Raw genomic sequence first — 24353 nt, 5'->3', positions numbered from 1 at the left:
CCGGAGGTAGCGGTATAGTTTCGCTATGAAGTCAGGATGCCCCTTGGCTGCGGCAGAAAAAGGATCGCTCAAGGGCCATTTGCAGATGAATCTGAGGCAAAACCGGGGCAGGCTTGATTTATCGAAAAATCGGCGCAAATCTGGACCCATGAATGCCCAGCCCCCCATTCCCCTGCATTCCGGCCCCAGAGCGCCAGAGCAGGTGGCCTTTCACCGCACAGAGCTGAACATGATCCTGTCGCTTTATGGCCGGATGGTGGCTGCCGGTGAATGGCGCGACTATGGCATATCGCATCTCAAGGACGTGGCCGTGTTCTCGGTATTTCGCCGCACCGCCGAAAACCCGCTCTACCGGATCGAGAAACGCCCCAAGCTGCGCAATCGGCAAGGGATTTACACGGTGATCGGCATGGAGGGGCAGGTGCTCAAGCGCGGGCACGATCTGAGAACCGTCCTGCGGGTTCTGGAGCGCAAGCTGATCCGCAGCGTCGAATAGGGGGCGCTGCCCCCATCGCCGCAAGCGGCGACTCCCCCGGAGTATTTTCAGCAAAATGAAGATGTATGAGCGCATGAACTTCTTTTGGCCCGAAATATCCCGGGGGTGAATTGAGCCGTCAGGCTCAAGAGGGGGCTGGCCCCCTGGCCGCGGCCCCCGGGGCCATGACGCAGAGCATTTCGAACATGAGCGACGCGCCAAGGAACGCTGTGCTTCCGGAGGTGTCAAAGGGGGGCGAGACTTCGACCAGGTCGGCGCCGACGATGTTCAGCCCGTCCAGCGCGCGCAGGACCTGAAGCGCCTGGTAGCTGTCGGGGCCGCCCACTTCGGGGGTGCCGGTGCCGGGGGCAAATGTGGGGTCGACGAAATCGATATCGTAGGACAGGTAGGTCGGAGCGGTTCCGACTATCGCGCGGGCTTCGGCCATGACATCGTTCACGCCGCGTACGAAGAATTCCTCGATGCGGATGATGCGGATGCCGACACTTTTGGCGAAATCGCTGTCTTCGCTGTCGTAATTCGTGCCGCGGATGCCGATCTGTACCACGCGTTCCGGATCGAGCAGGCCTTCTTCGACGGCGCGGCGAAAGGGCGTGCCGTGGGTGTACATCATGCCGCCGAAATAGCTGTGATACAGATCGGTATGGCTGTCGAAATGCACCATGCCGAGCGGCGCGTCGGCGGCCAGTGCGCGCAGCACGGGCAGCGAGGTGAGATGGTCGCCCCCGGCGGTCAGCGGGGTGATGCCGTTGGCGCGCAAGTCACGGTAGAAGGCGGTGATTCGCGCCATGCTGTCGGGGATATCGGCCGGGTTGGGGCCGACATCGCCCAGGTCGGCGCAGTTTGCCAATTCGAAGGGGCGCATGCCGGTGGCGCCATTTTCGGCGCGGATCATGGTGGAGGCGTCGCGCAGCTGGCGCGGTCCGTGGCGCGGGCCGGGGCGGTTGGTGGTGCCGCTGTCCCAGGGCACGCCGACCAGGCCGATCTGCACATCGCGGTAGCGGGGGTGGTCCGGGGTCAGGACGGGCAGGCGCATGAAGCTGGGAATACCTGCGAAGCGGGGCAGGTCCATGCCCGAGACCGGCTGAAAGAAGGGATCGGTCATGGGGCCTCCTGAAGCGGGCGTTTGCGGGATGTCACCGGACCCCCGCCCTGTGCCGCGATGCGGGCAATGGCGGTGGCGGTGGGTTCCCGCGCCACGGCCATGTGATGGGCGTTGGCATGGATCATGGTGTCGGTGTCAGTGACCATCGCGACATGCCCCTTCCAGAACAGGAGGTCGCCGCGCTGATAGGGGCCGGTGGCGTCCGGGAAGGCGGCTTCTTGCAGGTCGCTGTCGCCCGGACAGGGGATGCCGCAGGCCAGCAGGGCGGCCTGCACGAGGCCGGAACAATCGATGCCGAAACCTGAATTCCCGGCCCAGAGATAGGGGGTGGCGAGGTAACGTTCGGCTTCGGCCACGGGATCGGTTGGGGACGGGGTGAGTGGGGCAAGGTGGGGCATCGGGACATAGGCCGCGCCGCCCTTGTCCGGTGTGGTGGTGGGGCAGTTGATTTCGGCCCAGTCACAATGATCGTGACGGGTGGCGCGGACACTGACCAGCGCGCCGATGGGCAGGGGCACCGGCGCGCCCTGTGCCTTGAGCTGCGGTTTGGCGTTTCGATAGCTGGGGGCGATGACCCGGTGAGTGGGAGGCTGGAAATGATCGGCCAGCTGATCGGCGGCGACATAACCGACATAGCCATCCCGCAGGGCGGCGCCAAAGGCCCAGCCCTGGTGAATTTCCAGCAGGTCGAACTGTTCTCCGAAGGCCAGTTCGCGGTTCCGTGGCGCGCGCGCGCGCGGTTCTGCCAGCAGGGGGGCGACGGGGACAGCCACGAGGTGGCGGGTGGGGGTGACAAAGGACACGCCGGCGCGCTGGCCGGCAAGCGATTGATGGGCGACGCGGGAGTTGGCCGGTGTGAGGCGGTGGTCCATCACAGGTTCAGCAGGTCTGGCAGCGCCTGCAAGAGCGCCCGCGCGCCCATGCCGACGCCACCCTTGGGCCGGGCCGGGGCGGTGGTGGGGTTCCAGCCGTAGATGTCGAAATGGGCGTAACGCTGGCCTTGTGCAAAGCGGCGCAGGAACAGGGCCGCGGTGATCGCGCCGGCCATACCGCCCGAGGGTGCGTTGTCCAGATCGGCGATGCCCGGTTCTATCATCTTTTCATACGGCTCCCAGAAGGGCAGGCGCCAGACCGGATCGGCGACGCGCTGCGCCGCCGGTTCCAGGGCGGTGGCAAAGGCGCTGTCGTCGCAGAAATAGGGCGCCAGGTCCGGGCCGACGGCGACGCGGGCGGCGCCGGTGAGGGTGGCCATGGAGATCAGCAGGTCGGGATTTTCCTCGGAGGCCAGGGCCAGGGCGTCGGCCAGGACCAGCCGGCCTTCGGCATCGGTATTGTTGACCTCGACGGTAAATCCCTGGCGTGAGGTCAGGATATCGCCGGGGCGGAAGCTGTCGCCCGAGACCGCGTTTTCCACCGCCGGGACCAGCACGCGCAGCCGCAGCGGCAAGTTCAGCGCCATGATCATCGCGGCCAGCCCCAGCACGGTGGCCGCGCCGCCCATGTCCTTTTTCATCAGACCCATGGACCCGCCGGACTTGAGATTCAGCCCGCCGGTGTCGAAACACACGCCCTTGCCGACAAGCGTCAGCCTGGGTCCGGTTGTGCCCCAGCGCATGTCGATCAGGCGCGGGGCGCGGTCGGGCGCGGCGGCGCGGCCGACCGCGTGGATCATGGGGAAATTCCTGTCGAGCAGGTCGTCGCCAATGGTCACGGAGAAGCGGGCGTCATGCGTCGCCGCCAGAAACCGGGCGGCGGCCTCGAGTTCGGCGGGGCCCATATCGGCGGCGGGCGTGTTGATCAGGTCGCGGGTGAGCGCCTCGGCCTCGGCGATGGATTCGACACGGGCGGCGTTTACATCGGTGGGGCAGACGAGGCGGGCGCCGGCGCCGGACTGGTCGCTGTATCGGTCAAAGGCGTAGGCCGCGAGCAGCCAGCCGAGGCATTCGGTTTCCGGGTCGCCCGCGGGCAGGGGTGTTGCCAGGCGGTAAGTGCCCGCAGGCAGGGATTCGGCCGCGGCGGCGAGGGCAAAGCGGACTCGGGCGCGGGCCGTTGCAGTCCCGTAACCGGCCAGTGCCAGGGCGGGTTTGCCGCTGGAATCGGGAATCAGCAGGGTCCGGCCGATTGTGGGCATGAAGCCGCTGGCGGCCACCCAGGTCTGGATGGCGGGCGGTTGCGCAGAGAGCCAGCCGTCCAGACCGTCGGCATCAACGACATGGAGGGGCAGGGCATCGGCATCGGCCGGGGCGAAAGTCTGCGACATGGGGGCCTCGTTGGTTGGGGTTGCGCCGCATCACAGGTTAGCCGGTGCGCCGCCGCCCGCAAGCCCTGTCAGACAGGCAGGTCCTGCAAATCCCATATTTCCCGCAGCGAGCATTCGCCCAGCCGGATCATGCGGCAGTGCGTGGCGGCGAGCGCGGCCGGGTCGTGCGTTTCGCAACACCGGCCCACATCGCCGGCCACGCGGGCCAGCCTTGTCATGCCTATGCGCGCGGCCACGGTGGCAATCGCCCCCGCGCAGTCGCCCAGCCCGTCGTGATCGGCGGCGCGGAACAGGCGGTGCGCATGTGGCAGGCGCAGGGCCAGTTCCTCGATGGATTGGGCGACCATTTCATCGGCGGCGCTGTCCATCCGGATGAATATCCGCGCAAGTTCGTCCTGATCGACCGAGACATCCTCGGTCGGTTGAAGTATTGCGACATGTGTCACTGTCTCACCCCGTAACGTTCACTTCCCACACCGCGGAAGAGAGTGCGCCCAAGTTCTGAGTAAAAAGTTGACGCCGATCCCCCTTTCTTGTCGAAATTGCGCTAAATTCCGACTATCCCGACCTGCAAACCTGAACGAATGGGGGACATCATGGACCACGCGAAACCGTTGCCATCCTATCTGGTGCAGCGTTACCACGGCTGGAAAGCCACCACCTATGCGCAGAATGCAAGCTGGTACCGCCATCTGGGCGCCGAGGGGCAGCATCCGCGGGCAATGATCATTTCCTGTTGTGACAGCCGGGTGCATGTCACGTCGATTTTCGGTGCGGATCAGGGTGAGTTCTTTATCCACCGCAACATTGCCAATCTGGTGCCGCCCCACAAGCCGGACGGCAATCAGCACGGCACCTCGGCGGCGGTGGAATACGCGGTGACGGCGCTGAAGGTGGCGCATGTGGTGGTTCTGGGCCACTCGCAATGCGGCGGGGTGCAGGGCTGTATCGACATGTGCAAGGGCAATGCACCGGAACTGGATGCCAAGGAAAGCTTTGTCGGGCGCTGGATGGATGTGCTTCGGCCCGGCTATGAGGCGGTGGCCGATATCCGGGATGACAGGGAACAGGCGCGGGCGCTGGAAAAGCGGTCGGTTCTGGTGTCGCTGGAAAACCTGATGACGTTTCCGTTCGTGCGCGAGCGGGTCGAGCGGGGCGACCTGACCCTGCACGGGTTGTGGCACGATATCGCGGAAGGCGGGCTGGAAGCCTATGACCGGGTCTCGGATGGGTTTGTCGCGGTCTGAGACCTCTGAAAACGAGGCAGCCCGCCAGGGGCGGGCTGTTCCTGTGATCCGTGCTCTGAGATGGGCTTCAGAGGAAGATGTTCGACATCTCGCGATTGGAGGCCATCAGAGCGCGCAGGCGGCGCTCCCGGGCCTTTTCGGCGAGCGATTGAAACTCGATATTGGCGTTTTCCATGATGGTTTCCTTGTAAATCCGCTTTGGCATGTGAGCCTCCAGTTTTCCGTTATTGCCCGTGTCTTTCGACTGATTTCAATTTGCTCCGGGATTGCGGCGGAAGTGGCGCGAAATGTGTCGAAAAGGCGGAAATCCGGTTCGATTGCGGAAACACAGTGTTTCGGGCCCAGCAGCGCGTGGCTGAGGGCCTGACAGGCATAAACATGTTGTCGCAGGACCACCCATTCGCCGCGGCGCGTTGGCGCGGACCCTGGGCGGAAACTGCCCCACTGCCCGAAACATGCGCTTCGGGACCCGCTGCGCAAGCGACGCCCGGAAAGGGCGCGGTTTGCGAGCTGGGCTTGGTGATATGTGCGGTTTCTGTCCCGAATGTGGCGGGGGGCTGACAATTCGGGGGAGTGATTCGGCGCGAATGTGACGCGCAGGCGCGTCAATTGCCGGCGCGGTGCCATGACGGCGGGCCAGTGGCAGCGCCGCGGGACAGGGCCAGGGCGCTGTGCGCGGGGTGGGTCGTCATGTGCTAACCGCGTGTTAACCCTGGCGGCGCAGAGTGGCTGCATGGATTTGCAGGACGTTCATTTCAGAATGCCGGTTCCGATGCTGAACGCGGCGCAGCATCTGGCCCGCGAGGCGGATATCACTGTCGGGCAATTGTTGCGGCTGGCGCTGGAAGCCGAGATCGCGCGGCGGACGCGTGCGGCGAAAACGCCCAATCGGGCGGATGAGCGGCTCCTCGCCTCCTTGCGGAGCCTCCTCGCCATTGACCTGGCGGCGGCGCGCAGCTGGGGGGAACTGAGCGGGCGGCTGGCGCGGAAGGGATTTGCGCTGCGCGAGGCGGGGGGCGGATTGGCGCTGCACTCGCATCCCGAGGGGCAGCGGCTTTGCAAGGCATCCGAACTGGGATTCGCCTATGGCAGCCTGATGCAGCGTTTCGGCAAACCTTTTCCCGGGCAGTGTCATGTCCGGGCGGGCGAACGGGTGCCGGGGCCCTTGTCAAAACACGGAAGCGCCGATCTGATCGGAGATGTCTGAAAGGAAAGGGCGCCGCAAATGGGCGCCCTTTATTGCAACAGGCATGTTTCGGTGCCTAGGGTCAGGATCCATTAATCCTGCGCCACTGGTTTGACAGATTTGCTGTCTGACTACGTACAATGCCGCAGGAATAGTGGTTCTATTTCAAGGCATTGAAAGGACGTCAGGCGGCAAATCCGTCAAATCCGCAGGACGCCAAATCCACTTCATCCCAGCGGCTTGGCACGCTTGGAAATAGAGCCACTATGTCCGGCGCGCGCCAAACCACCGATATTTCGTGGATTTGGCGCCAGTGGTGCAGGATTAATGGGTCCTGACCCTAGCCTTTTTTCAGCACTTCGCGGCCCAGCGTTTCGGCGATCTGCACCGCGTTCAACGCCGCGCCCTTGCGCAGGTTGTCGGATACGCACCACAGGTTCAGACCATTGTCCACGGTGCTGTCCTGGCGGATGCGGCTGATGAAGGTGGCGAAATCGCCCACGCATTCCTTGGGGGTGACGTAGCCGCCGTCTTCGCGCTTGTCGATCACCATGATGCCGGGCGCCTCGCGCAGGATGTCGCGGGCTTCGTCCTCGTCCAGGAAATCCTCGAACTCGATATTGATCGCCTCGGAATGGCCCACGAACACAGGCACGCGCACGCAGGTGGCCGTGACCTTGATCGACGGGTCGACGATCTTCTTGGTTTCGGCGACCATCTTCCATTCTTCCTTGGTCGAGCCGTCTTCCATGAAAACGTCGATATGGGGAATGACATTGAAGGCGATGTCCTTGGTATAGACCTTGCGTTGATAATTGTCGGTGGGGTTGTAGGCGGCCTTGGTCTGGTCCCACAGTTCGTCGATGGCGGCCTTGCCCGACCCGGAGACCGACTGATAGGTCGAAACCACGACGCGCTTGATGGTGGCGCGGTCATGCAGCGGCTTGAGGGCCACCACCATCTGCGCGGTCGAGCAGTTGGGGTTGGCGATGATGTTCTTTTTCGAATAACCGTGGATCGCGTCGGCGTTGCATTCCGGCACGATCAGCGGCACATCCGGGTCGTAGCGGTAGAGCGACGAGTTGTCGATCACCACGCAGCCCGATTTGGCCGCGATCGGGGCATATTTGCGGGTGGCGTCCGAACCGATGGCAAACAGCGCCATGTCCCAGCCCGAGAAATCGAATTGCTCGATGTCCTGGGTTTTCAGGGTCTTGTCGCCAAACGAGATTTCGGTGCCCAGCGAGCGGCGGCTGGCCAGAACGGCAAGCTCGTCCACCGGGAACTGGCGCTCGGCCAGGATGTTCAGCATTTCGCGGCCCACATTGCCCGTGGCACCCGCGACGACGACGCGATAACCCATTTCCAGTCTCCTTTGGTTGGGACGCGCCCTATTAGCCGCCTTTGGGCCGGGAAAAAAGGGGGCATGTGGCGGTTTGTGGTGAAGTGGCCCATTTCAGGACGCGATGATTTGCGCGCGGCCTCGCGCGCGGCCCTAGTCGGTGCGGTCCTGTGAGAAGAGATAGACCAGCAGCCCGATCAGCAGCAGGGCGGCGAAGGCGGCGAACAGCACCTGATAGGCCAGCAAGGGATTGGCCGGGGCGATGGCGCCGTGCAGCCGCCCCGAGCCGAACTGGGCCACGCCCACCCCGCCGATGCCGAACAGGTTCAGCAGCGTCACGCCGCGCCCGGTCAGGTGGGGCGGGAAAAAGCTGCGCGCGTGGGCGATGATGATGGGAAAGCCCGCCCCGAAAAACCCGATCGCGGCCATGAGCGCAACCGACACCCAGCCGTTGAACTGGATCGCGACGGTCAGGCCGATCAGCGCCGCCATGGCCAGTGCGCTGCCCACAAAGGCCACCCATTTGCGGGTGCCAAAGATGCGGTCGGCGGGGCCATAGGCCAGCGTGCCGGCGATCATCGCGACACCCATCACCAGCGTGGCCTGCCCGACAGCGCCGGTATCCATGGCAAAGACATCGCCCAGATAGGGCCCGATCCACAGCCCGCGAATGGCGGCGGCGGGCATGTAATTGACAAACATCAGCGGAATGAGCAGCCACAGGGCGGGAATGCGCAGCAGATCCAGCACCGATCCCTTTTCTTCGTGTTCGACATGGGGCGGATCCTGAACCAGCGCCCACAGCCCCAGCGCGGTGATGCCGCTGACTCCGGCCAGAACCCACAGGGAGGCGCGCCAGCCAATGGTCTCGGCGGCCCAGGCCATGGGGTAGGCCGCCACGAGATTGCCTACGGACCCGACCCCGAGCATGAGCGCGGCCAGCGTGGCAAAGCGGGCCGCCGGATAGCTGCGGGCAAAGATGAAATAGCTGGCCATCAGCACCGGGGAACAGCCCACGCCGATCAGCCCCATGGCCAGCGCGATGTGCAAAGGTGTGGTGGCCAGCGCGAACAGCGCGGCGCCGCCACCGCCGCCAATCAGCAACAGGATGCCCGAAGTGCGGCGCGGACCATAACGATCCAGCGCCGCGCCCACCGGGATTTGCATGGCCGCAAAGACCAGGAACCAGAGGCCCGAGGCAAAGGCCAGGTCTTCGGGCGTTGCACCGATATCGGCCTTCAGCACTTGTGTCAGCACAGCCAGAAAGGCACGGAAAAACTGGCTGAGCACATAGGCCAGGCACAACAGGATCAGATCGGCGCGCATGTCTTGATTTCCCCTCGCTTTGCGCCAGACTTGACCGCAGGGCGCGCGGAAAGACAAGAGGGCGGTTTGTGCCCTGTCGCGCCCAAGTGATCCGGAACCGTCCGGCGTGCGTAATGCGGGAAGAGTCCTGCAAGAGAAAGTCAGGGTATGTCTTTGAAACAGTCTACGCAGGATTTTTACCGGAACTTGCCCAGCGAAACCGATTTCGACCGGCTGAGCGATCCCGTGCACTATGTGCCGCTGCCCGATGACTGGGTTGTGGGCGTGGCCGATATCGTCGGCTCCACCGCCGAGATCGCGCGCGGGCGTTACAAGGTGGTGAACATGGTGGGGGCGGCGGTGATCTCGGCCCAGATGAACGCGGCCGGCATGCGCCCGCTGCCCTATGTTTTTGGCGGCGATGGCGCCGGGTTCGCGGTGTGGCCCGCGCAGCGCGCGGCGGCGGAACGGGCGCTGGATGCGGTGCGGCGCTGGGCGCTGCGGGAATTCGGCATGGAACTGCGCGCCGCCATGGTCAGCGTGGCCGAGATCCGCGCCGCCGGGCGGGATGTGCGCGTGGCCCGCCATTCCCCGGCGGAAAAGGTGGATTACGCCATGTTCAGCGGCGGCGGTGTGGCCTGGGCCGAGGCGCAGATGAAGGGCGGTGTGCTGGCCCTGCCCGAGCGGGGCGATCCGGGCGAACCGGATCTGACCGGGCTGAGCTGCCGCTGGTCGAACCTGCGCGCGCGCAACGGAGAAATCCTGTCGCTGGTGATGAAGCCGCGCCAGGGCGTGAGCGAAAGTGCCTTTGCGCAGGTGGCGCATAAGGTGATCAACGCGGCGGGCGCGGCGCATCAGAACGGTCATCCGGTGCCCCGCAACGGGCCGGGGATGCGGTTCCCGCCACCCGGTATCTCGCTGGAGGCCCAGGCGCATCATGGCACATGGCCCGTATGGGCGATGAAGCTGCTTCTTCTGGGGCAGAACCTTGCGATCTGGATCATGTTCGTGACCAATCTGCGGCTGGGCCGGTTTGTGCCCTCCGCCTATCGCGCCAACGTGTCCGGCCATGCCGATTTCCGCAAGTTCGATGACGGTTTGAAAATGACCCTGGATTGCGATGCCGCCTCACGCAGCCGGATCGAGGCGGTGCTGGAACGCGCGGCGGATGACGGGCTGATCCGCTATGGCCTGCACGCTCAGGAAGAGGCGCTGATGACCTGCCTCGTGCCCTCGGCGGTCGAGTCCGAACACATGCATTTCGTGGATGGCGCGGCGGGGGGGTATGCCCGCGCCGCGGCCCTGATGCAAAGATAAGTCTATCGCGGTTGGCGCAGGCGCCCGACGATGCCGGTGGGGAAGAAATAGACCGACAGGATGAACAGCACGCCCAGCCACAGCAACCAGCGGTCGGCATTCAGCAGGTCGGGCAGGATCGGGACGCCCGTGACCGCGTTCGCCGCCACATCCATCAGGTTCTGCAAATAGTTCTGCGCCAGCACGAAAAGCGTTGCCCCGATCACGGCACCATACATGGTGCCCATGCCACCGATGACAACCATCAGCAGGATGTCGATCATGATCTCCATCGAGAGCGACGTGTCCGGCCCGACATAGCGCAGCCAGATCGCGTAAAGCGCCCCCGCCAGCGCGGCAATGGCCGCGGAAATACAGGTGGCGGCCACGCGGTAATGCACCACGCGATACCCGATCGCCTCGGCCCGGAAATCGTTTTCGCGGATCGCCAGAAGGACACGGCCAAAGGGCGAATGCACAATGCGCAGCATGACCAGGAACAGGATCAGGCTTGAGAAGAAGACAAGATAATATTTCAACAACTTGCCGTCCATCCTGACGCCGAACAGCTCTCCGTCCGCGAATTTGAACGCCGGGCCAAGCGCGCGCGGGATCTTGTAGGATAGCCCGTCTTCCCCCCCCGTGAGCCCCGAAAGCTGGGAGACCAGCACGGCGACGGCCGAGGCGACGGCCAGCGTGATCATGGCAAAGAAGATGGCGCGCACCCGCAGCGAAAACAGCCCGATCAGCAAGGCCAGCAAGGCCGCGATCAGCGCGCCCGAGACCGAGCCGACCAGCAGAGCATCGAAACCACGCCCCATATGGGTGCTGGCCAGCGCCACGCCATAGGCCCCAAGGCCAAAGAACATGGTGTGGGCAAAGCTGACGATGCCGCCATAACCCAGCATCAGATCATAAGAGGCCACCAGCACGATGAAGATACTGATCCGCGCCGCCGTATCCACCGAACGTACGCCCGGGAAGATGAACGGCGCAAAGGCCAGTCCGATCAGGATCGCGATCAATACAACGGCCAGCGCGGTGGAACGGGGCATGTCGCCCGAAAGGATCTTGGTCAGCATGTCACTTCGCCTTCACAACCGGGATCATGCCCATCGGGCGCCACATCAGGATCGCCACCATCAGGCCAATATTGGAAATCAGCGCCAGCTTGGGCTCAAGAAAGGCCACGTAATTCTGCATCAGCCCCACCAGCAAGGCGCCAATGAAACAGCCCTCGACCGACCCCAGCCCGCCGATGATCACGACGATGAAGATCAGGATCATGGTATGGTTGCCCATCTGCGCGGTGATGACCTCCTGATACAGCCCCCAAAGCACGCCGCCCAGACCGGCCAGCGCCGAGCCCGCGATGAACACACCGACAAAGACCAGCCGCAACCGATAGCCAAGCGCCTCGACCATCTCGCCATTCTCCACCCCGGCGCGCACGATCAGCCCGATCTTGGTGCGCCGCAAGACCCAGCGCATCGCCAGGAACACCACGATCCCGATACCCACCGCCACCAGCCGGTATTTCTCCAGCGCAGCCCCGGCAAAGGTGATCGCGCCCTTGAGCGCCTCGGGGCGGTTGATGAATATCTCTTCCGGCCCCCAAAGCACGATGATCAGCTGCTCCACCACGATCAGCCCGCCCATGGTGACGAGGATCTGCTTGAGATGATGGCCATAGACCGGCTTTACGATCACCCTTTCAAAGGCCCAGCCCATCAGCCCGGTCGCGGCCATGGCCCCGACAATGGCCACCATCATCGCCGTCAGGTTCAGCCAAAGCGCCGGCGCGCCGGTCATCTGTTCCAGAACCAGCAACAGGCTGATCCCGACAAAGGCACCCACCGACACAAAGGCGCCATGGCCGAAATTGATGACATCCATCAGGCCGAAAACCAGCGTCAGACCGCTGGCCATGATGAAGATCATCATGCCCATGGCCAGCCCCGACACCGTCAGCGTCAGCCAGCTTGAGGTGGACGGAATGGCGATCAGCCCAAGGATCATCAGCCCGACGATCAACAACACCGGCGCATGGGGCGCCAGCCGTTCGGCCAGCGACATGCGCGCCATGGTGGGATTATGCTGTGGTGCGGCACTCATGGCGATACACCCTCTTTCATTGTTCCAGAAATACTCAAAATCCGCCCTCGCAACCCACGCATCATCCCGCCTCCACGCTCAGGCCCATCAGCCGTTCCTGCAAAGCGGCGTCGGTGGCCAGTTGCTGCATCCGGCCCGACCACACCCGGCGCCCGTCATCCATGACATTGGCGCTGTCGCCCAATGCGCGGGCCACGGCAAAATTCTGCTCCACCAGAAGGATCGAAGCGCCCTGGTCCTTCAACTCGCGCAAGGCACGGGCCATGGTCGAGATGATGGCCGGCGCCAACCCCTTGGTGGGCTCGTCAATCAGGTAAAGCCGGCGTTCCTCGATCATGGCGCGGGCGATTGTCAGCATCTGTTTCTGCCCGCCCGAAAGCGTGCCAGCCTCTTTCTTCCAGAAGGTTTCCAGCGCCGGAAAAACCGTGAACAACCATTCCAGCCGTGTGGAATCGATCGGGCCGGAGACCGCGGCAAGCACCATGTTCTCTTCGACCGACAGGTCCGAGAAAATGCCCATGTCCTCGGGCACGAAACCGATGCCCAGCCGGGCAATGGCGGGGGTGGGCAGGCGGGTGATGTCCTGCCCGTCGAACAGAACCTGGCCCTCATGCGCGCGCCAGTGGCCGATGATGGTGCGCAGCGTCGTGGTCTTGCCCACGCCATTGCGCCCCAGAAGCATCGTCACCGCGCCGCGCGGCACCTCCAGATCGACCCCTTGCAGGATATGATATTGCGCGATGTTGGTGCGCACGCCCCTGAGGGAGAGAATGGGATCAGACAATGTCCAGCTCCTTGCCCATATACGCTTCCTGAACCACGTCCGAGGCCATCACCCCGGCCGGTTCGCCATCGGCGGCCAGCGCGCCGTTATGCAGAACGATGATGCGATCGGCGAGGGTGCGGATCACGTCCATCTTGTGTTCCACCAGCAGGATCGAGCGGTCCTTGCGGTGTTTCAGCTCGGCGATCAGATCAAGCACCACCGGCGCCTCGTCCACCGACATTCCGGCGGTGGGTTCGTCAAACATGTAGACCAGAGGATCAAGCGCGATCAGCAGGGCCACTTCCAGCTTGCGCTGGTCGCCATGCGACAGCTCGCTGACCGGTTGCAGCGCCTGGCCGGACAGGCGTACACGCTCGACAATTTCCATCGCCGGGGTGGTCAGGTCGTCATGGGTGGAGGCCATCGAGAACATGTTGAAGCCACGCCCGGCTTTCGACTGGATCACAAGGCGGACATTTTCCAGGACGTTCAGGTTGGGAAACAGGTTGGTCAGCTGAAAGGCGCGCCCGATCCCCAGATGGGTGCGTTGCGCCACCGACAGGCGGGTGATGTCACGCCCATTGAGCACCACCTTGCCGGCGCTGGCCGCAATCTGGCCGGAAATCAGATTGAAATAGGTGGTCTTGCCCGCACCGTTGGGGCCGACAATCGCCGTCAGCTCGCCGGTGTTGAAAGTGCAGGAAATGCGATCGACCGCGACATGACCGCCGAAACGGACCGTCAGATCGGTTGTTTCAAGGATGGGATGAGACATCGGGAATGGTTCCCTTGACTGGGAAAGCACGAGGCCCGGCGGCGCGACCGCCGGGCCTCGGTTGGCGGTTCGGATTACTGATTGCGGATCGGGATCGGCAGATCGTCGATGGTCAGTTCCTTGACCAGTTCCGGGATCGCCCATTCCACATTGTCATCCACGCGGATCTTGAAGTGATACATGGATTGCAGCGCCTGATGATCCTCGGGGCGGAATTTCATCATGCCCTTGGGGGTCATCCACTCCATGCCTTCCATGGCGGCGATCAGGGTTTCGGTGTCGGTGTTGCCGCCGGTTTTCTTGAGCGCCTCGACCACGGCCATACCTGTGGCCATGCCACCCGCGGTGAAGAAATCGGGCGGGGTGCCGAACCGCTCCTGATGGGTTTTCACCAGCCAGTCGTTCACCTCGTTGTCGGGCAGTTCATAATAGTAGTAGATCGCGCCTTCCATGCCGGGGAAGTCCTTGTAGCCTTTCAGCGCCGCAAGGATATTGCCGCCGGTGGCCAGCTCGATACCAAAGCGGGACGGGTCCATGGCCTGGATCTTGCCCAGCGGGTTGCCGCCGCCGGCCCAGAGAATGAACACCTTCTTCTCGCCGTCAAGGTCTTTCATGGCGTTGAAAATCCGCTCTGCCGCCGCCGTGAAATCGGTGGTGTCGGTGGGCGCGTATTCCTCGTGCACGACCTCGGCGCCGGTCCCTTCAAGCGCCTCCTTGAAGGCCGACACGCCGTCACGCCCAAAGGCGTAATCCTGCGCCAGCGTGGCGATTTTCACGTCCGGGCCGGCCATGGCGATGGCCTGGGCGACGGCATCCTGTGACGAGTTGCGCCCGGTGCGGAAGATATAGCGGTTCCAGTTGGCACCGGTGATCGAGTCGGCCACGGCGGGGTGCACGACCAGCAGCTTTTCGTATTCCTCGGCCACGGGCAGCATTGCCAGCGCCACGCCCGAGCTGACCGGGCCGATGGCCAGATCCACCTCGTCGTCGCCATAGGCTTCTTCCAGCAGCGCCTTGCCATTCTCGGGCTTGAGCTGGGTGTCCTTTTCGATGACGACGATCTTTTCGCCATTCACTTCCATCGTGCCGCCGGTGGCGTATTCCAGCCCCAGCATCAGCCCGTCATTGGATTGTTTGGCATAGGCCTCGAACGGGCCGGTCTTGCCATAGATATGGGCGATCTTGATTTCGGCATGTGCGGCACCGGCCAGTGCCAGCGCCGAGACCATGCCCGCAAGCAATTGTTTCTTCATGAGGTTTCCTCCCTGAGATCAAGCCCGGTTTGACGCCGGAACCATTGACCTCATGGTAGGAGGCAGAAGCGATTTCGGTCAATTCGGGGAAAATACGTAGTCCGGGAATCACCCCAGGCCAGCGGCAATTTCCTCAATGACTTCAAGGGCCAGGCGCACATCCTCGCGCGTGGCCGCGACTTGCCCGACCTGAAAACGGACCACCAGATCCCCGTTCACGCGGGTCTGGGTGAGGTAAATGCGCCCGTCATCGTTGATCCGCTCAACCAGGGTTTGGTTGAGCGTATCGGGGTCTTTGGCCCCTTTGGGCGCGTAGCGGAACAGGAACAGCGAGAGCACCGGTTCGGTGACGATTTCAAAGCCGGGCAGGGCGCGGATGTCTTCGCACAGCTCCTGAGACCAGGTCACGTGATTGCGGATCATCTGCTGTAGACCTTCCAGCCCGTAGATGCGCAGAACGAACCAGATCTTGAGCGCGCGAAAGCGGCGGCCCAGGGGGACGGACCATTCGGAATAGTTGACGATGCCGTCCTTGCCATGGGTTCTTAGGAATTCGGGCTGGATCGCCAGCGTGCGCACAAGATCGTCCGGGGTTTTCACGAAATGGGCAGAGCAGTCGAACTGGATGCCCAGCCATTTATGCGGGTTGAAGACGACGCTGTCGGCGCGCCCGACCCCGTGCCAGAGCGTGCGGAATTCCGGGCAGATCATCGCCGCCCCGGCCCAGGCGGCATCGACATGCAGGTAGAGGCCGTGTTTTTCGGCCACGTCGCAGGTGGCGGCGATATCGTCACAGGCGCCGGTGCCGGTGCCGCCGGTGCAGGCAATGATGCCCGCCGGGGTCAGCCCGGCAGCGATGTCGGCGGTGATCGCGGCGTCCAGCGCGGCCGGGTCCATGGCGCGGGTGGGGCCGGTGGTGGGGATGCGCACCAGATTGTCCTGCCCGATCCCCGCCACCCAGATGGCGCGATCCACCGAGGTGTGCACCTCGGCAGAGCAATAGACGCGCAGGGGCGGCTGGCCGGCCAGCCCCTGTTGATTGCCCCGCCAGTTCAGGGCCTTTTCCCGCATGGTCAGCACGGCCGCCAGCGTGGCCGAGGAGGCGCTGTCCTGGATTACGCCGGAAAACCCTTTGGGCAGGCCGACGGACTGGCGTAGCCAGTCGATCATGCGGGTTTCCATCTCGGTCGCGGCCGGGGAGGTTTGCCAGAGCATACATTGCGGGGCGATCACGGTGGCGAGGTATTCGGCCAGCATCGAGGGCGGCGTGGCATTGGCCGGGAAATAGGCAAAGAAGCGCGGGTGCTGCCAGTGGGTGATGCCGGGCATCACGATGCGTTCGAAATCGGCAAAGATTGCCTCCATCTGCGTGCCGGTGGCCGGGGGCGTTTCGGGCAAGGCGTTGTGAACCGAGCCGGGCGCGACCTGTGCGCGCACCGGACGGGTGCGGATGGTTTCGTGATACGTGCGCGCCCAGTTGGAAAGCCTTGTGCCCCAACGGGAAAATTCTGCCCAGTCCATGCGGCCTCCGATCTGACTTGCGGACAGGTGATAGCATGGGGACGGGTTTGCACCACAATGAATTTGCCTTTTTCGCCCATGACGTGCATGAAGAAATCATGACGAAAGACACCAGAATTCCGTCCACGTCACAATCGCTTCCGATCGCGCTGTTGCGCGCGCGGGAAAAGGTGATGGGGCCGATCCGCCATATGCTGGCCGATGCCGGTGTGACCGAGCAGCAATGGCGCGTCGTGCGCGTGTTGGTGGAGGAGGGGCCGCTGGATCCGACCAGCATCGCGGAGCGGGCGGTTCTGTTGTTGCCCAGCCTGACCCGGATCTTGCAGAAGCTGGAGGAAAAGGGGCTGGTGACGCGGGCGCAGGACGATGTGGACCGGCGCCGGCAGGTGATCACGGTTACACAGGCCGGGCATGATCTGATCGCCAGCAACATGCCGGCCAGCCTTGCCTATGCCAAGCAGTTTCGCGACCAGTTGGGCGACGCGAAATATACGCGCCTTCTGGCGTTGCTGAACGAATTGAACGATCTGGAATTATAGCGCGGCCCGGCTCTGATCCGGTCCACCTTTGGGTCTGCCCGCCTTCAGTCCGGCCTGACCTGATCGGGATGCGCGGCGGCAAAGGCCGGGTGCGCGGCGCAGGCTTTTTCCACTGCCAGAATGCGCGGGAATTCAGAGATGTCCACGTCCCAGCGGCGGGCATTGTAAAGCTGCGGCATCAGGCAGATATCGGCCAGGGACGGCGCATTGCCCGCGCAATAGGGGGCCTGGCCGAACCCGGCCAGAAGCGTTTCGAACGCGGCCAGACCGGGCGGGATGAACCGCTGCATCCAGGTGGCCATGCCGTGTTGCCTGTCCTGCGAGATGTAGGTGGCGGCGAACCCGGCGACAGAGACATTGCAGACCGGATGCACGTCCACCGCGACGGTTTGCGCCAGCGCGCGCAGATGCGCCGCGGCGGTGGGGTCGGCGGGCAGCAGACCCAGAGAGCGGGTCGTGTCGAGATAGTCGAGGATGGCCAGGGACTGGGTGAAGCGCTGGCCGTCGATGTCAAGCACCGGGACCAGACCCTGGGGGTTGCGGGCGACATGCGCGGGCGTCTTGTGGTCGCCCCTGACCAGATCGACCGGCACGGCGCGATAGTCGATCCCGGCCAGGTTCAGCGCGATGCGCAGCCGATAGCTCGCCGAAGAGCGCCAGTAATCGTAGAGGATCGTTTCGGTCATGCAGCCCCCCTGAACACAACCGGCCCGGAGGGGCCGGTTGCTTGGGTTTAACGCATTTTGATTGCGATGTTAACAAAAAATGCGCCTTATGGGGGCAGGCGGGTTTCAATCCGCTTCATGCCAGGGCGCTTGCCAATGCCCCGGCGGCGTCAGGCGCCCTTGCCCAGTTCCCTGGCGTGAAGCCAGGCGGCGTGTTGGGGCGCTTTCTTGGTGCGGCTCCATTCTTCGAGCATGTCCCATTTGACCGCGTCCATGCGTTCGAGAAGGGCCTCTTCCTCGGGGTCCGGGCAGGCCAGTTCGATGCGGTGGCCGCTGGGATCGAAGAAATAGATCGAATGGAAGATCGAGTGGTCGGTGACGCCCAGAACCTCGACGCCATTGGCTTCGAGATGGTCCTTGAACTTCAGCAATGTGTCGCGGTCCTTGACCTTGAAGGCGATGTGCTGCACCCAAGCCGGGGTGTTTGGATCACGTCCCATTTCCGGCTTGGTCGGCAGTTCGAAAAACGCCAGAACGTTGCCGTTGCCGGCATCCAGGAAGAGGTGCATGTAGGGATCGGGTTCGTGCGTGGAGGGGACGTGATCCTCGGCAATGGCGAGGACAAAATCCATGTTCAGCATCTTGCCGTACCATTCCACGGTTTCCCTGGCGTCCTTGCAACGATAGGCGACGTGGTGGATCTGCTCGATTTTCATGACTGTTGCTCCTTGAGTGCGGCGGCCCTGAGTGCCTGGGACAGCACGGCGCGGTCGCCGATATGGTTGGCCAGCACCAGCACGAGCCGGGCGTTCAGCGCATCGCTCTGGGCCTTGTCCAGCCCTTCATGGGCGGCCAGAAGATCGGCGTAGAAATCATCCGGGGTGTCGATATTGGGGGTCAGGATCAGTTGGTCGGACATCCTTGTTACTCCTTGCCAAGGGCACGGCGCAGCGCGGTGCGGAAGTGGGTTTCATCAAAGCCGGGGCGGCGGGCGGCGACGTGCTGATCCGGGCGGATCAGGTAGACGGCGCTGTCGCAATCGCCCAGGTAGCGGCGTTTCAGCTCCAGCGTGGGATCGTCCCTGACCGAAAGCGCCAGCCGCGTGACCTCGACCCCGTCCTCCTCGAAACTGTCGGGAGCGTCGGCATCGATGGTGAGCAGGGTAAAGCGGCCGCCCAGCCGTGACAGCAGGAAATCGTCGCCCAGCGGCGCGTCCGGGCAGGGCGAGCCGGGGCGGGTGCGTGACGGGCCGTCCAGCGCGTCGGCGGAGTTCAGCGGCGAGCCGTCATAGGTGCAGGGCACCGAAAGGCGCCCCGAATTGACCAGCGGGCGGGCGAAATCATACTGCTCGGACAGGTCCAGAACCGCGTCGCGGAAGATCCGGCTGGTTTCCGATTTCGGGGTAATGAAATCGGTGGAGCGGGTGGAGTTCATGATGTTCTCGTCGGCGCCGTGGATGCGTTCCACATCATAGCTGTCCAGCAGCGTTTCGGGCGCCTTGCCCGCCATCACCATGCCGAGCTTCCAGCACAGGTTGTCCGTGTCCTGAAGGCCGGAATTTGCGCCGCGCGCCCCAAAGGGCGATACCTGATGCGCCGCGTCCCCGGCAAACAGAACGCGGCCATGGCGGAATTTCTCCATCCGGCGGCACTGGAAGGTGTAGATCGACACCCATTCCAGTTCGAATTCGACCTTGTCGCCCAGCATGTCGCGCAGGCGCGGGATCACGTTTTCGGGGCGCTTCTCGCGTTCCTTGTCGATGTCCCAGCCCAGTTGCAGATCGATCCGCCAGACATTGTCGGGCTGTTTGTGCAGCAGCGCGGACTGGCCGCGATTGAAGGGCGGGTCGAACCAGAACCAGCGTTCGGTGGGAAAGTTGGCCTCCATGATCACATCGGCGATCAGGAAATTGTCCTCGAACACTCGGCCCACGAAATCCAGCCCCAGCATCCGGCGCGTGGGGGAATTGGCGCCGTCGGCGGCGATCAGCCAGTCGGCTTCGAGCGTATAGGCGCCTTCGGGGGTTTCGACCTCGAGGGTGACGTGATCGTCATGGGTGCCGATCGCCTCGACCTTGTTGCGGCCCCGGATCTCGATGGGGGCGCCCTGGGCCTGCAATTCGCGTACGCGGTCGACCAGGTATTCCTCGAAATAGTATTGTTGCAGGTTGATGAAGGCCGGGCGCCGGTGGCCGGTTTCGGGTTGCAGGTTGAAGCTGTAGACCTCGCGGTTGTCGAAGAACACCTTGCCCACGTCCCATTCGACGCCCTTGTCGACCATCGGCTGGCCACAGCCAAGCCGGTCCAGGATTTCCAGCGGACGCTTGGCAAAGCAGATGGCGCGCGAGCCGAAGCTGACCTTGTCGTTGTCATCCAGGATCACGACTTCGACCCCCTGCTGGGCGAGGTCGATGGCGGCGCCAAGCCCGATGGGGCCGGCGCCGATCACCACCACCTTGCGGCGCACGGGGATCGATGCGTCCTGATCCGGGCTGTGGGTATATGGGTAGAGCGGAATTTCAAAGATTTTGTTCATGGTCTCCTCCCGAGAGTGAGCAAGTCTCTTCTGTATCCGGCGCGTGGGAGCCGGAGCGATTGGTGTCAGTGTCTCATGGTTCCGACGGGCGTTACACGATCTGGATCAAATCCCGGCGGTGGCTCTTCCGCCCTTGCGGGCGTCTTCGCGATGAAAGCCCGCAAGGGCGTGAGGAGCGGCTGCGTCAGCCCTGGAGCGCCTCCCACATTTCCAGATCGCGCTGCGCGGTCCAGATCCGGGGGGTATCGATGCCGCGCGCCTCGTCATAGGCGCGCGCGACATTGAAGGGCAGGCAGTGTTCGTAGATTGCGTAATCGGCGAATTTGGGATCGCATTCGGCGCGCACCGCGTCCCAGGCTTCTTTCAGCGTGCCGTTGCGCGCGGCGACGCGGGCGGCGGGGCGGTAGGTGCTTTGCACGAAGTCGCGGGTGTTTTCGATGGCGGCGTTGACCATGTCCTTGCCCACCAGCGCATCCCCCCGCCCTGGCGCGATGGCGTCGACGCCATAGGCCTTGATCCGGTCGAGCGTGCCGCCCCAGTCGTTGAAATGCCCGTCGCCGCAATAGCAGGCCGAGTGGTATTCGACGATATCGCCGGTGAACATCACGTTCTGGTCGGGCACGTGGATGACGGCATCTCCGGCGGTGTGGGCGCGCCCGATCTGGCGGATATCGACCCGGCGGTTGCCCAGATAGACGGTCATTGAGTCGGAAAAGGTGGTGGTGGGCCAGGTCAGGCCGGGGATGCTTTCATGGCCTTCGAACAGGCGCGGGAACCGCTGGAATTCGCTGTCCCAGTCTTCCTGGCCGCGTTCCACGACCATGGCGCGGGCGGCGTTGGACATGATGACCTGGCCGGCGCCGAAGGCCGAGGCACCCAGAACGCGCACGGCGTGGTAATGGGTGAGCACGACATGGGTGATCGGCTTGTCCGTGACCGAGCGCACGCAGTCGATCACCTTGCCCGCGAGGCGCGGGGTGGCCTGGGCCTCGACGATCATCACGCTGTCGTCGCCGATGATCACACCCGAGTTCGGATCGCCTTCGGCGGTGAAGGCGTAGAGCCCTTCGCCGATCTCGTCGAAGGTGATTTTCTTTTCGGTCATGTCGCCCTGGGATGCGAATGCTTTGGCCATGGTCGGTTTCCTTCTGGCGGTGCGGCGGAGGAGAGTGCGGGACGCCTCCGGCGGGAGTATTTGGGGAACATTGAAAGGGTTAGCGGGCGTAAGGATCCTTGAGCGCGGGCAGGACGGTGCCGGTGCAGTCGCCAAAGCCGATGGTGTAACCATCGCCGCGCGCGGCGCCCGAGAGGGTGAGTGTATCGCCGTCCTCGATAAAGCTGCGCGTGTCGCCGGTATCGAGTGTCAGCGGCTCCTTGCCGCCCCAGCTGAGTTCCAGCAGCGAGCCTCGGTTTTCCTTTTCCGGGCCCGAGATGGTGCCCGAGCCCAGCAGATCGCCCACATTCATCGGGCAGCCCGACGTGGTGTGATGGGCCAGTTGCTGGGCCGAGGAATAGTACATTTCGGAATAGTTGGTGCGGGCGATGGTGGTGGCGGGTTTGCCGGCGGGGGCCATCGTGACCTGGAGGTCGATGTCATAGAGCATCGGGCCGCAATCCTTGAGGTGGTCGAGCAGTTCGGCGAGGCGTTCCGGCGTGTTGCAGCGGAACGGTTCCAGTGCCGCCCTGGTGACGATCCAGGGGCTGATCGATGTCGCGGTGGCCTTGGACTGGAACGGGCCGAGGGGCTGGTATTCCCAGGCCTGGATATCACGCGCCGACCAGTCGTTGAGCAGGACATAGCCGAAGATATTGGCATCCGCCTCGGCCACGGTGATCGGCCCTTGGGAGGCGGTGCCGACAATGGCGCCCATTTCCAGTTCGATGTCGAAGCGGCGGCAGGGCAGATAGGCGGGGCGGTCGTGATCGGGCGATTTCAGCTGACCCCAGGGGCGGCGGATATCGGTGCCCGAGACAACCACCGAAGAGGCGCGGCCATTATAGCCGATGGGGATGTGCAGCCAGTTCGGGGGCAGCGCGTTTTCCGGGCCACGGAACATGGTTCCGACGTTCAGCGCGTGGTGGCGGCCGGCATAGAAATCGGTGTATTCGGGAACGACGACGGGCATGTGCAGCTCTGCGTCGGCCATGGGCACCAGCAGCGGCGCGACCGCGGCCTGATCGGCGCTGCCCTCGGCGAGCAAGTCGATGAGCCGGGTGCGCAGCCTGCCCCATGTGTCGGCGCCCAGTTCCATGAACTCGTTCCAATAGGGCACGTCGAAGACCGGCATGTCGGCCACACGGACCAGACCGGATTCTTCGGCGGCGGCCAGATCGAGGATCATGTCGCCGATGGCAACGCCGCAACGCTCTTGCGTGCCTTGGGTCGACAAGACGCCGCAGGGCAGGTTGTTGAGCGGGAAAGGGTGGTTGGCGTCATTGGCCGATGTCACCCAGGATTTCAGCAGAGGCATGTGTCGTCCTTTTTGATCGGTGCGCGGCGAGCGCGCATCCCATGGTGCGTGTAGGGTGCGCCTTTACGGCGCACCATGCCATTATTTCTTGCCGGGCGTGCCGTCGAATTTCTTTTCGATATCGCTCCAGCAATCGATGTAATCATCCTGCAACGGCGCCTCGCTGGCGGCAAAGGGCGTGAGATGCTGTGGAAAACGGGTTTCGAACATGAAGGACATGGTGTTGTCGAGCTTGTCCGGGCCGAGATTGGCATTGGACGCCTTCTCGAACGCCTCGCGATCCGGGCCATGGGGCAGCATCATGTTGTGCAGGCTCATGCCGCCGGGGACAAAGCCCTGTGGCTTGGCATCGTACTGGCCGTAGATATTGCCCATCAGTTCGGACATGATGTTCTTGTGATACCAGGGCGGACGGAACGTATCCTCGGCCACCATCCAGCGTTCACGGAACAGTACGAAATCGATATTGGCGGTGCCGGGTTGGCCTGACGGGGCGGTCAGCACGGTAAAGATTGACGGGTCGGGATGATCGAACAGGATCGCGCCGACCGGGCAGTAGCTGCGCAGATCGTATTTCAGCGGCGCATAGTTGCCGTGCCAGGCGACCACGTCCAGCGGGGACTGGCCGATCCTGGTCTGGTGGAACTGACCGCACCATTTCACGGTGACGGTTGACGGGACTTCGCGATCCTCAAAGGCGGCCACGGGGGCCTTGAAATCGCGCGGATTGGCCATGCAGTTGGCACCGATCGGGCCGCGCCCGGGCAGCTCGAATTTCTGGCCATAGTTTTCACAGACAAAGCCGCGGGCGGGGCCTTCGAGCACCTCGACGCGGTAAATCAGCCCGCGCGGAAGGATGGCGATTTCCCTGGGCTCCAGATCGATGATGCCCAGTTCCGTGGAAAAGCGCAGGCGGCCCTCTTGAGGCACGACAAGCAATTCGCTGTCGGCCGAGAAGAAATAGTCATCCACCATCGATTCGGTCACAAGATAGACATGGCTGGCCATGCCGACCTGAGTATTCACGTCGCCCGCCGTGGTCATGCTGCGCATTCCCGTGAGCCATGTCAGCGGGGTATCGGAATGGGGCACGGGATCCCAGCGATATTGCCCCAGCGACGTGACATCCGGGTCCACGCAGGGGGCCGATTTCCAATAGGGCAGATCGATCCGGGTGTAGCGGGCAGAGTGTTTCACGGAGGGGCGGATGCGGTAGCACCAGGTCCGTTCCGGCGGGTTGGCGGTAAAGGCCGTGCCCGAGAGCTGTTCACCGTAAAGGCCGTAGTTGCATTTCTGCGGCGAGTTCATGCCCTGGGGCAGGGCGCCGGGCAGTGCCTCGGTTTCGTAGTCGTTGCCGAAGCCGGGCATGTAACCCTGGTGCGGGCCTTCGGGGGAAGGGGCCAATTGCATGCGGGTCGGAACAGTTTGTGGGGTCATGTTGCGCGCTCCTGTTTCGAATTTAGTTGCTTTGGTAAT

At 63.6% G+C, this 24353-nt stretch carries 25 protein-coding genes; 5 read left to right on the top strand and 20 right to left on the bottom strand.

Annotated elements, in window-relative coordinates:
- Nucleotides 1–148 precede the first annotated feature (148 nt).
- On the top strand, nucleotides 149–496 hold the full coding sequence (locus I3253_RS07835) for a DUF2794 domain-containing protein (protein WP_197917105.1): 348 nt from the start codon (nucleotides 149–151) through the stop codon (nucleotides 494–496).
- Nucleotides 497–620: 124 nt separating this feature from the next.
- On the opposite strand, the gene speB is transcribed toward I3253_RS07835, so the two are convergent.
- The 4 genes from speB to I3253_RS07815 all read right to left on the bottom strand — a co-directional run bounded on the left by speB (nucleotide 621) and on the right by I3253_RS07815 (nucleotide 4307).
- Nucleotides 621–1601, bottom strand: coding sequence for an agmatinase (gene speB, locus I3253_RS07830; protein WP_197917104.1), 981 nt, complete (start codon nucleotides 1599–1601; stop codon nucleotides 621–623).
- Nucleotides 1598–2473, bottom strand: coding sequence for a C40 family peptidase (locus tag I3253_RS07825; RefSeq protein WP_197917103.1), 876 nt, complete (start codon nucleotides 2471–2473; stop codon nucleotides 1598–1600). Before I3253_RS07825 ends, speB begins: the two co-directional genes overlap by 4 nt.
- Complete coding sequence (locus I3253_RS07820) at nucleotides 2473–3861, bottom strand: leucyl aminopeptidase family protein (RefSeq protein ID WP_197917102.1); 1389 nt, start codon at nucleotides 3859–3861, stop codon at nucleotides 2473–2475. The genes I3253_RS07825 and I3253_RS07820 overlap by 1 nt, the downstream gene beginning before the upstream one ends.
- Before the next feature lie 68 nt (nucleotides 3862–3929).
- Nucleotides 3930–4307 (bottom strand): hypothetical protein, encoded by a 378-nt coding sequence (locus tag I3253_RS07815; RefSeq protein ID WP_197917101.1) that lies wholly within the window; start codon nucleotides 4305–4307, stop codon nucleotides 3930–3932.
- A 150-nt stretch (nucleotides 4308–4457) separates the two neighbouring features.
- On the opposite strand from I3253_RS07815, the gene I3253_RS07810 reads away from it, so the two are divergent.
- Complete coding sequence (locus I3253_RS07810) at nucleotides 4458–5108, top strand: carbonic anhydrase (RefSeq protein WP_197917100.1); 651 nt, start codon at nucleotides 4458–4460, stop codon at nucleotides 5106–5108.
- 67 nt (nucleotides 5109–5175) lie between these two features.
- Here I3253_RS07810 and I3253_RS07805 read toward each other — a convergent pair whose 3' ends face one another.
- On the bottom strand, nucleotides 5176–5313 hold the full coding sequence (locus I3253_RS07805) for a hypothetical protein (RefSeq protein WP_197917099.1): 138 nt from the start codon (nucleotides 5311–5313) through the stop codon (nucleotides 5176–5178).
- Between the two features lie 528 nt (nucleotides 5314–5841).
- Between I3253_RS07805 and I3253_RS07800 the strand changes: the two genes are divergently transcribed.
- A complete protein-coding gene (locus tag I3253_RS07800; RefSeq protein WP_197917098.1) occupies nucleotides 5842–6315 on the top strand; it encodes a relaxase family protein in 474 nt (157 codons plus the stop codon).
- 319 nt (nucleotides 6316–6634) lie between these two features.
- Here I3253_RS07800 and I3253_RS07795 read toward each other — a convergent pair whose 3' ends face one another.
- Nucleotides 6635–7657 (bottom strand): aspartate-semialdehyde dehydrogenase, encoded by a 1023-nt coding sequence (locus I3253_RS07795; RefSeq protein WP_197917097.1) that lies wholly within the window; start codon nucleotides 7655–7657, stop codon nucleotides 6635–6637.
- Nucleotides 7658–7789: 132 nt separating this feature from the next.
- On the bottom strand, nucleotides 7790–8962 hold the full coding sequence (locus I3253_RS07790; RefSeq protein WP_197917096.1) for an MFS transporter: 1173 nt from the start codon (nucleotides 8960–8962) through the stop codon (nucleotides 7790–7792).
- Nucleotides 8963–9109: 147 nt separating this feature from the next.
- On the opposite strand from I3253_RS07790, the gene I3253_RS07785 reads away from it, so the two are divergent.
- Nucleotides 9110–10258 (top strand): DUF3095 domain-containing protein, encoded by a 1149-nt coding sequence (locus I3253_RS07785; RefSeq protein ID WP_197917095.1) that lies wholly within the window; start codon nucleotides 9110–9112, stop codon nucleotides 10256–10258.
- Nucleotides 10259–10260: 2 nt separating this feature from the next.
- Here the strand turns inward: I3253_RS07785 and I3253_RS07780 are convergent, their stop codons facing one another.
- The 6 genes from I3253_RS07780 to I3253_RS07755 form a co-directional block, all read right to left on the bottom strand.
- Nucleotides 10261–11319: a branched-chain amino acid ABC transporter permease gene (locus I3253_RS07780; protein WP_197917094.1), complete on the bottom strand. Its 1059-nt coding sequence runs from the start codon at nucleotides 11317–11319 to the stop codon at nucleotides 10261–10263.
- A gap of 1 nt (nucleotide 11320) precedes the next feature.
- Nucleotides 11321–12352, bottom strand: a complete 1032-nt coding sequence (locus tag I3253_RS07775) for a branched-chain amino acid ABC transporter permease (protein ID WP_197917093.1) — start codon at nucleotides 12350–12352, stop codon at nucleotides 11321–11323.
- A gap of 61 nt (nucleotides 12353–12413) precedes the next feature.
- Nucleotides 12414–13136, bottom strand: a complete 723-nt coding sequence (locus I3253_RS07770) for an ABC transporter ATP-binding protein (RefSeq protein WP_197917092.1) — start codon at nucleotides 13134–13136, stop codon at nucleotides 12414–12416.
- Nucleotides 13129–13893 (bottom strand): ABC transporter ATP-binding protein, encoded by a 765-nt coding sequence (locus tag I3253_RS07765; RefSeq protein ID WP_197917091.1) that lies wholly within the window; start codon nucleotides 13891–13893, stop codon nucleotides 13129–13131. Before I3253_RS07765 ends, I3253_RS07770 begins: the two co-directional genes overlap by 8 nt.
- A 74-nt stretch (nucleotides 13894–13967) precedes the next feature.
- A complete protein-coding gene (locus tag I3253_RS07760; protein ID WP_197917090.1) occupies nucleotides 13968–15146 on the bottom strand; it encodes a substrate-binding domain-containing protein in 1179 nt (392 codons plus the stop codon).
- A gap of 108 nt (nucleotides 15147–15254) precedes the next feature.
- On the bottom strand, nucleotides 15255–16667 hold the full coding sequence (locus I3253_RS07755; RefSeq protein WP_197917089.1) for a pyridoxal phosphate-dependent decarboxylase family protein: 1413 nt from the start codon (nucleotides 16665–16667) through the stop codon (nucleotides 15255–15257).
- 98 nt (nucleotides 16668–16765) lie between these two features.
- On the opposite strand from I3253_RS07755, the gene hpaR reads away from it, so the two are divergent.
- Nucleotides 16766–17206: a homoprotocatechuate degradation operon regulator HpaR gene (gene hpaR / locus I3253_RS07750; protein WP_197917315.1), complete on the top strand. Its 441-nt coding sequence runs from the start codon at nucleotides 16766–16768 to the stop codon at nucleotides 17204–17206.
- 44 nt (nucleotides 17207–17250) lie between these two features.
- Here hpaR and maiA read toward each other — a convergent pair whose 3' ends face one another.
- From maiA to hmgA, 7 genes are all read right to left on the bottom strand, one after another.
- Nucleotides 17251–17892, bottom strand: a complete 642-nt coding sequence (gene maiA, locus I3253_RS07745) for a maleylacetoacetate isomerase (RefSeq protein ID WP_197917088.1) — start codon at nucleotides 17890–17892, stop codon at nucleotides 17251–17253.
- 149 nt (nucleotides 17893–18041) lie between these two features.
- Nucleotides 18042–18587, bottom strand: coding sequence for a VOC family protein (locus I3253_RS07740; RefSeq protein ID WP_197917087.1), 546 nt, complete (start codon nucleotides 18585–18587; stop codon nucleotides 18042–18044).
- Nucleotides 18584–18790, bottom strand: a complete 207-nt coding sequence (locus I3253_RS07735) for a DUF2783 domain-containing protein (RefSeq protein ID WP_197917086.1) — start codon at nucleotides 18788–18790, stop codon at nucleotides 18584–18586. Before I3253_RS07735 ends, I3253_RS07740 begins: the two co-directional genes overlap by 4 nt.
- Before the next feature lie 5 nt (nucleotides 18791–18795).
- Nucleotides 18796–20406 carry an FAD-dependent oxidoreductase gene (locus I3253_RS07730; protein ID WP_197917085.1) on the bottom strand — a complete coding sequence of 537 codons (1611 nt, stop codon included), beginning with the start codon at nucleotides 20404–20406 and terminating at the stop codon, nucleotides 18796–18798.
- Between the two features lie 184 nt (nucleotides 20407–20590).
- Nucleotides 20591–21541, bottom strand: coding sequence for an MBL fold metallo-hydrolase (locus I3253_RS07725; RefSeq protein ID WP_197917084.1), 951 nt, complete (start codon nucleotides 21539–21541; stop codon nucleotides 20591–20593).
- Between the two features lie 79 nt (nucleotides 21542–21620).
- Entirely contained in the window at nucleotides 21621–22877 is a 1257-nt protein-coding gene (gene fahA, locus I3253_RS07720; RefSeq protein ID WP_197917083.1) for a fumarylacetoacetase, read from the bottom strand.
- An 81-nt stretch (nucleotides 22878–22958) separates the two neighbouring features.
- Nucleotides 22959–24314, bottom strand: a complete 1356-nt coding sequence (gene hmgA / locus I3253_RS07715; RefSeq protein ID WP_197917082.1) for a homogentisate 1,2-dioxygenase — start codon at nucleotides 24312–24314, stop codon at nucleotides 22959–22961.
- Nucleotides 24315–24353: the final 39 nt, after the last annotated feature.

This window comes from Thiosulfatihalobacter marinus, assembly GCF_016019955.1.
GTDB classification, from domain to species: Bacteria; Pseudomonadota; Alphaproteobacteria; order Rhodobacterales; family Rhodobacteraceae; genus Shimia; species Shimia marinus_A.
The sequence above is the reverse complement of the archived record's forward strand: the minus strand, read 5'-3'. Positions and strand labels throughout refer to the sequence as shown.

What these genes read in the sequence shown, in the direction of transcription:
- I3253_RS07810 (WP_197917100.1), top strand. Translation starts at nt 4,458, where the DNA reads ATGGACCACGCGAAACCGTTGCCATCCTATCTGGTGCAGCGTTACCAC.
- I3253_RS07785 (WP_197917095.1), top strand. Translation starts at nt 9,110, where the DNA reads ATGTCTTTGAAACAGTCTACGCAGGATTTTTACCGGAACTTGCCCAGC.
- I3253_RS07795 (WP_197917097.1), bottom strand. Translation starts at nt 7,657, where the DNA reads ATGGGTTATCGCGTCGTCGTCGCGGGTGCCACGGGCAATGTGGGCCGC.
- I3253_RS07790 (WP_197917096.1), bottom strand. Translation starts at nt 8,962, where the DNA reads ATGCGCGCCGATCTGATCCTGTTGTGCCTGGCCTATGTGCTCAGCCAG.
- I3253_RS07740 (WP_197917087.1), bottom strand. Translation starts at nt 18,587, where the DNA reads ATGAAAATCGAGCAGATCCACCACGTCGCCTATCGTTGCAAGGACGCC.
- I3253_RS07805 (WP_197917099.1), bottom strand. Translation starts at nt 5,313, where the DNA reads ATGCCAAAGCGGATTTACAAGGAAACCATCATGGAAAACGCCAATATC.
- I3253_RS07775 (WP_197917093.1), bottom strand. Translation starts at nt 12,352, where the DNA reads ATGAGTGCCGCACCACAGCATAATCCCACCATGGCGCGCATGTCGCTG.
- I3253_RS07725 (WP_197917084.1), bottom strand. Translation starts at nt 21,541, where the DNA reads ATGGCCAAAGCATTCGCATCCCAGGGCGACATGACCGAAAAGAAAATC.
- I3253_RS07765 (WP_197917091.1), bottom strand. Translation starts at nt 13,893, where the DNA reads ATGTCTCATCCCATCCTTGAAACAACCGATCTGACGGTCCGTTTCGGC.
- I3253_RS07735 (WP_197917086.1), bottom strand. Translation starts at nt 18,790, where the DNA reads ATGTCCGACCAACTGATCCTGACCCCCAATATCGACACCCCGGATGAT.
- I3253_RS07755 (WP_197917089.1), bottom strand. Translation starts at nt 16,667, where the DNA reads ATGGACTGGGCAGAATTTTCCCGTTGGGGCACAAGGCTTTCCAACTGG.
- hmgA (WP_197917082.1), bottom strand. Translation starts at nt 24,314, where the DNA reads ATGACCCCACAAACTGTTCCGACCCGCATGCAATTGGCCCCTTCCCCC.
- maiA (WP_197917088.1), bottom strand. Translation starts at nt 17,892, where the DNA reads ATGACCGAAACGATCCTCTACGATTACTGGCGCTCTTCGGCGAGCTAT.
- I3253_RS07835 (WP_197917105.1), top strand. Translation starts at nt 149, where the DNA reads ATGAATGCCCAGCCCCCCATTCCCCTGCATTCCGGCCCCAGAGCGCCA.
- I3253_RS07800 (WP_197917098.1), top strand. Translation starts at nt 5,842, where the DNA reads ATGGATTTGCAGGACGTTCATTTCAGAATGCCGGTTCCGATGCTGAAC.
- I3253_RS07730 (WP_197917085.1), bottom strand. Translation starts at nt 20,406, where the DNA reads ATGAACAAAATCTTTGAAATTCCGCTCTACCCATATACCCACAGCCCG.
- speB (WP_197917104.1), bottom strand. Translation starts at nt 1,601, where the DNA reads ATGACCGATCCCTTCTTTCAGCCGGTCTCGGGCATGGACCTGCCCCGC.
- I3253_RS07825 (WP_197917103.1), bottom strand. Translation starts at nt 2,473, where the DNA reads ATGGACCACCGCCTCACACCGGCCAACTCCCGCGTCGCCCATCAATCG.
- I3253_RS07780 (WP_197917094.1), bottom strand. Translation starts at nt 11,319, where the DNA reads ATGCTGACCAAGATCCTTTCGGGCGACATGCCCCGTTCCACCGCGCTG.
- hpaR (WP_197917315.1), top strand. Translation starts at nt 16,766, where the DNA reads ATGACGAAAGACACCAGAATTCCGTCCACGTCACAATCGCTTCCGATC.
- fahA (WP_197917083.1), bottom strand. Translation starts at nt 22,877, where the DNA reads ATGCCTCTGCTGAAATCCTGGGTGACATCGGCCAATGACGCCAACCAC.
- I3253_RS07820 (WP_197917102.1), bottom strand. Translation starts at nt 3,861, where the DNA reads ATGTCGCAGACTTTCGCCCCGGCCGATGCCGATGCCCTGCCCCTCCAT.
- I3253_RS07760 (WP_197917090.1), bottom strand. Translation starts at nt 15,146, where the DNA reads ATGAAGAAACAATTGCTTGCGGGCATGGTCTCGGCGCTGGCACTGGCC.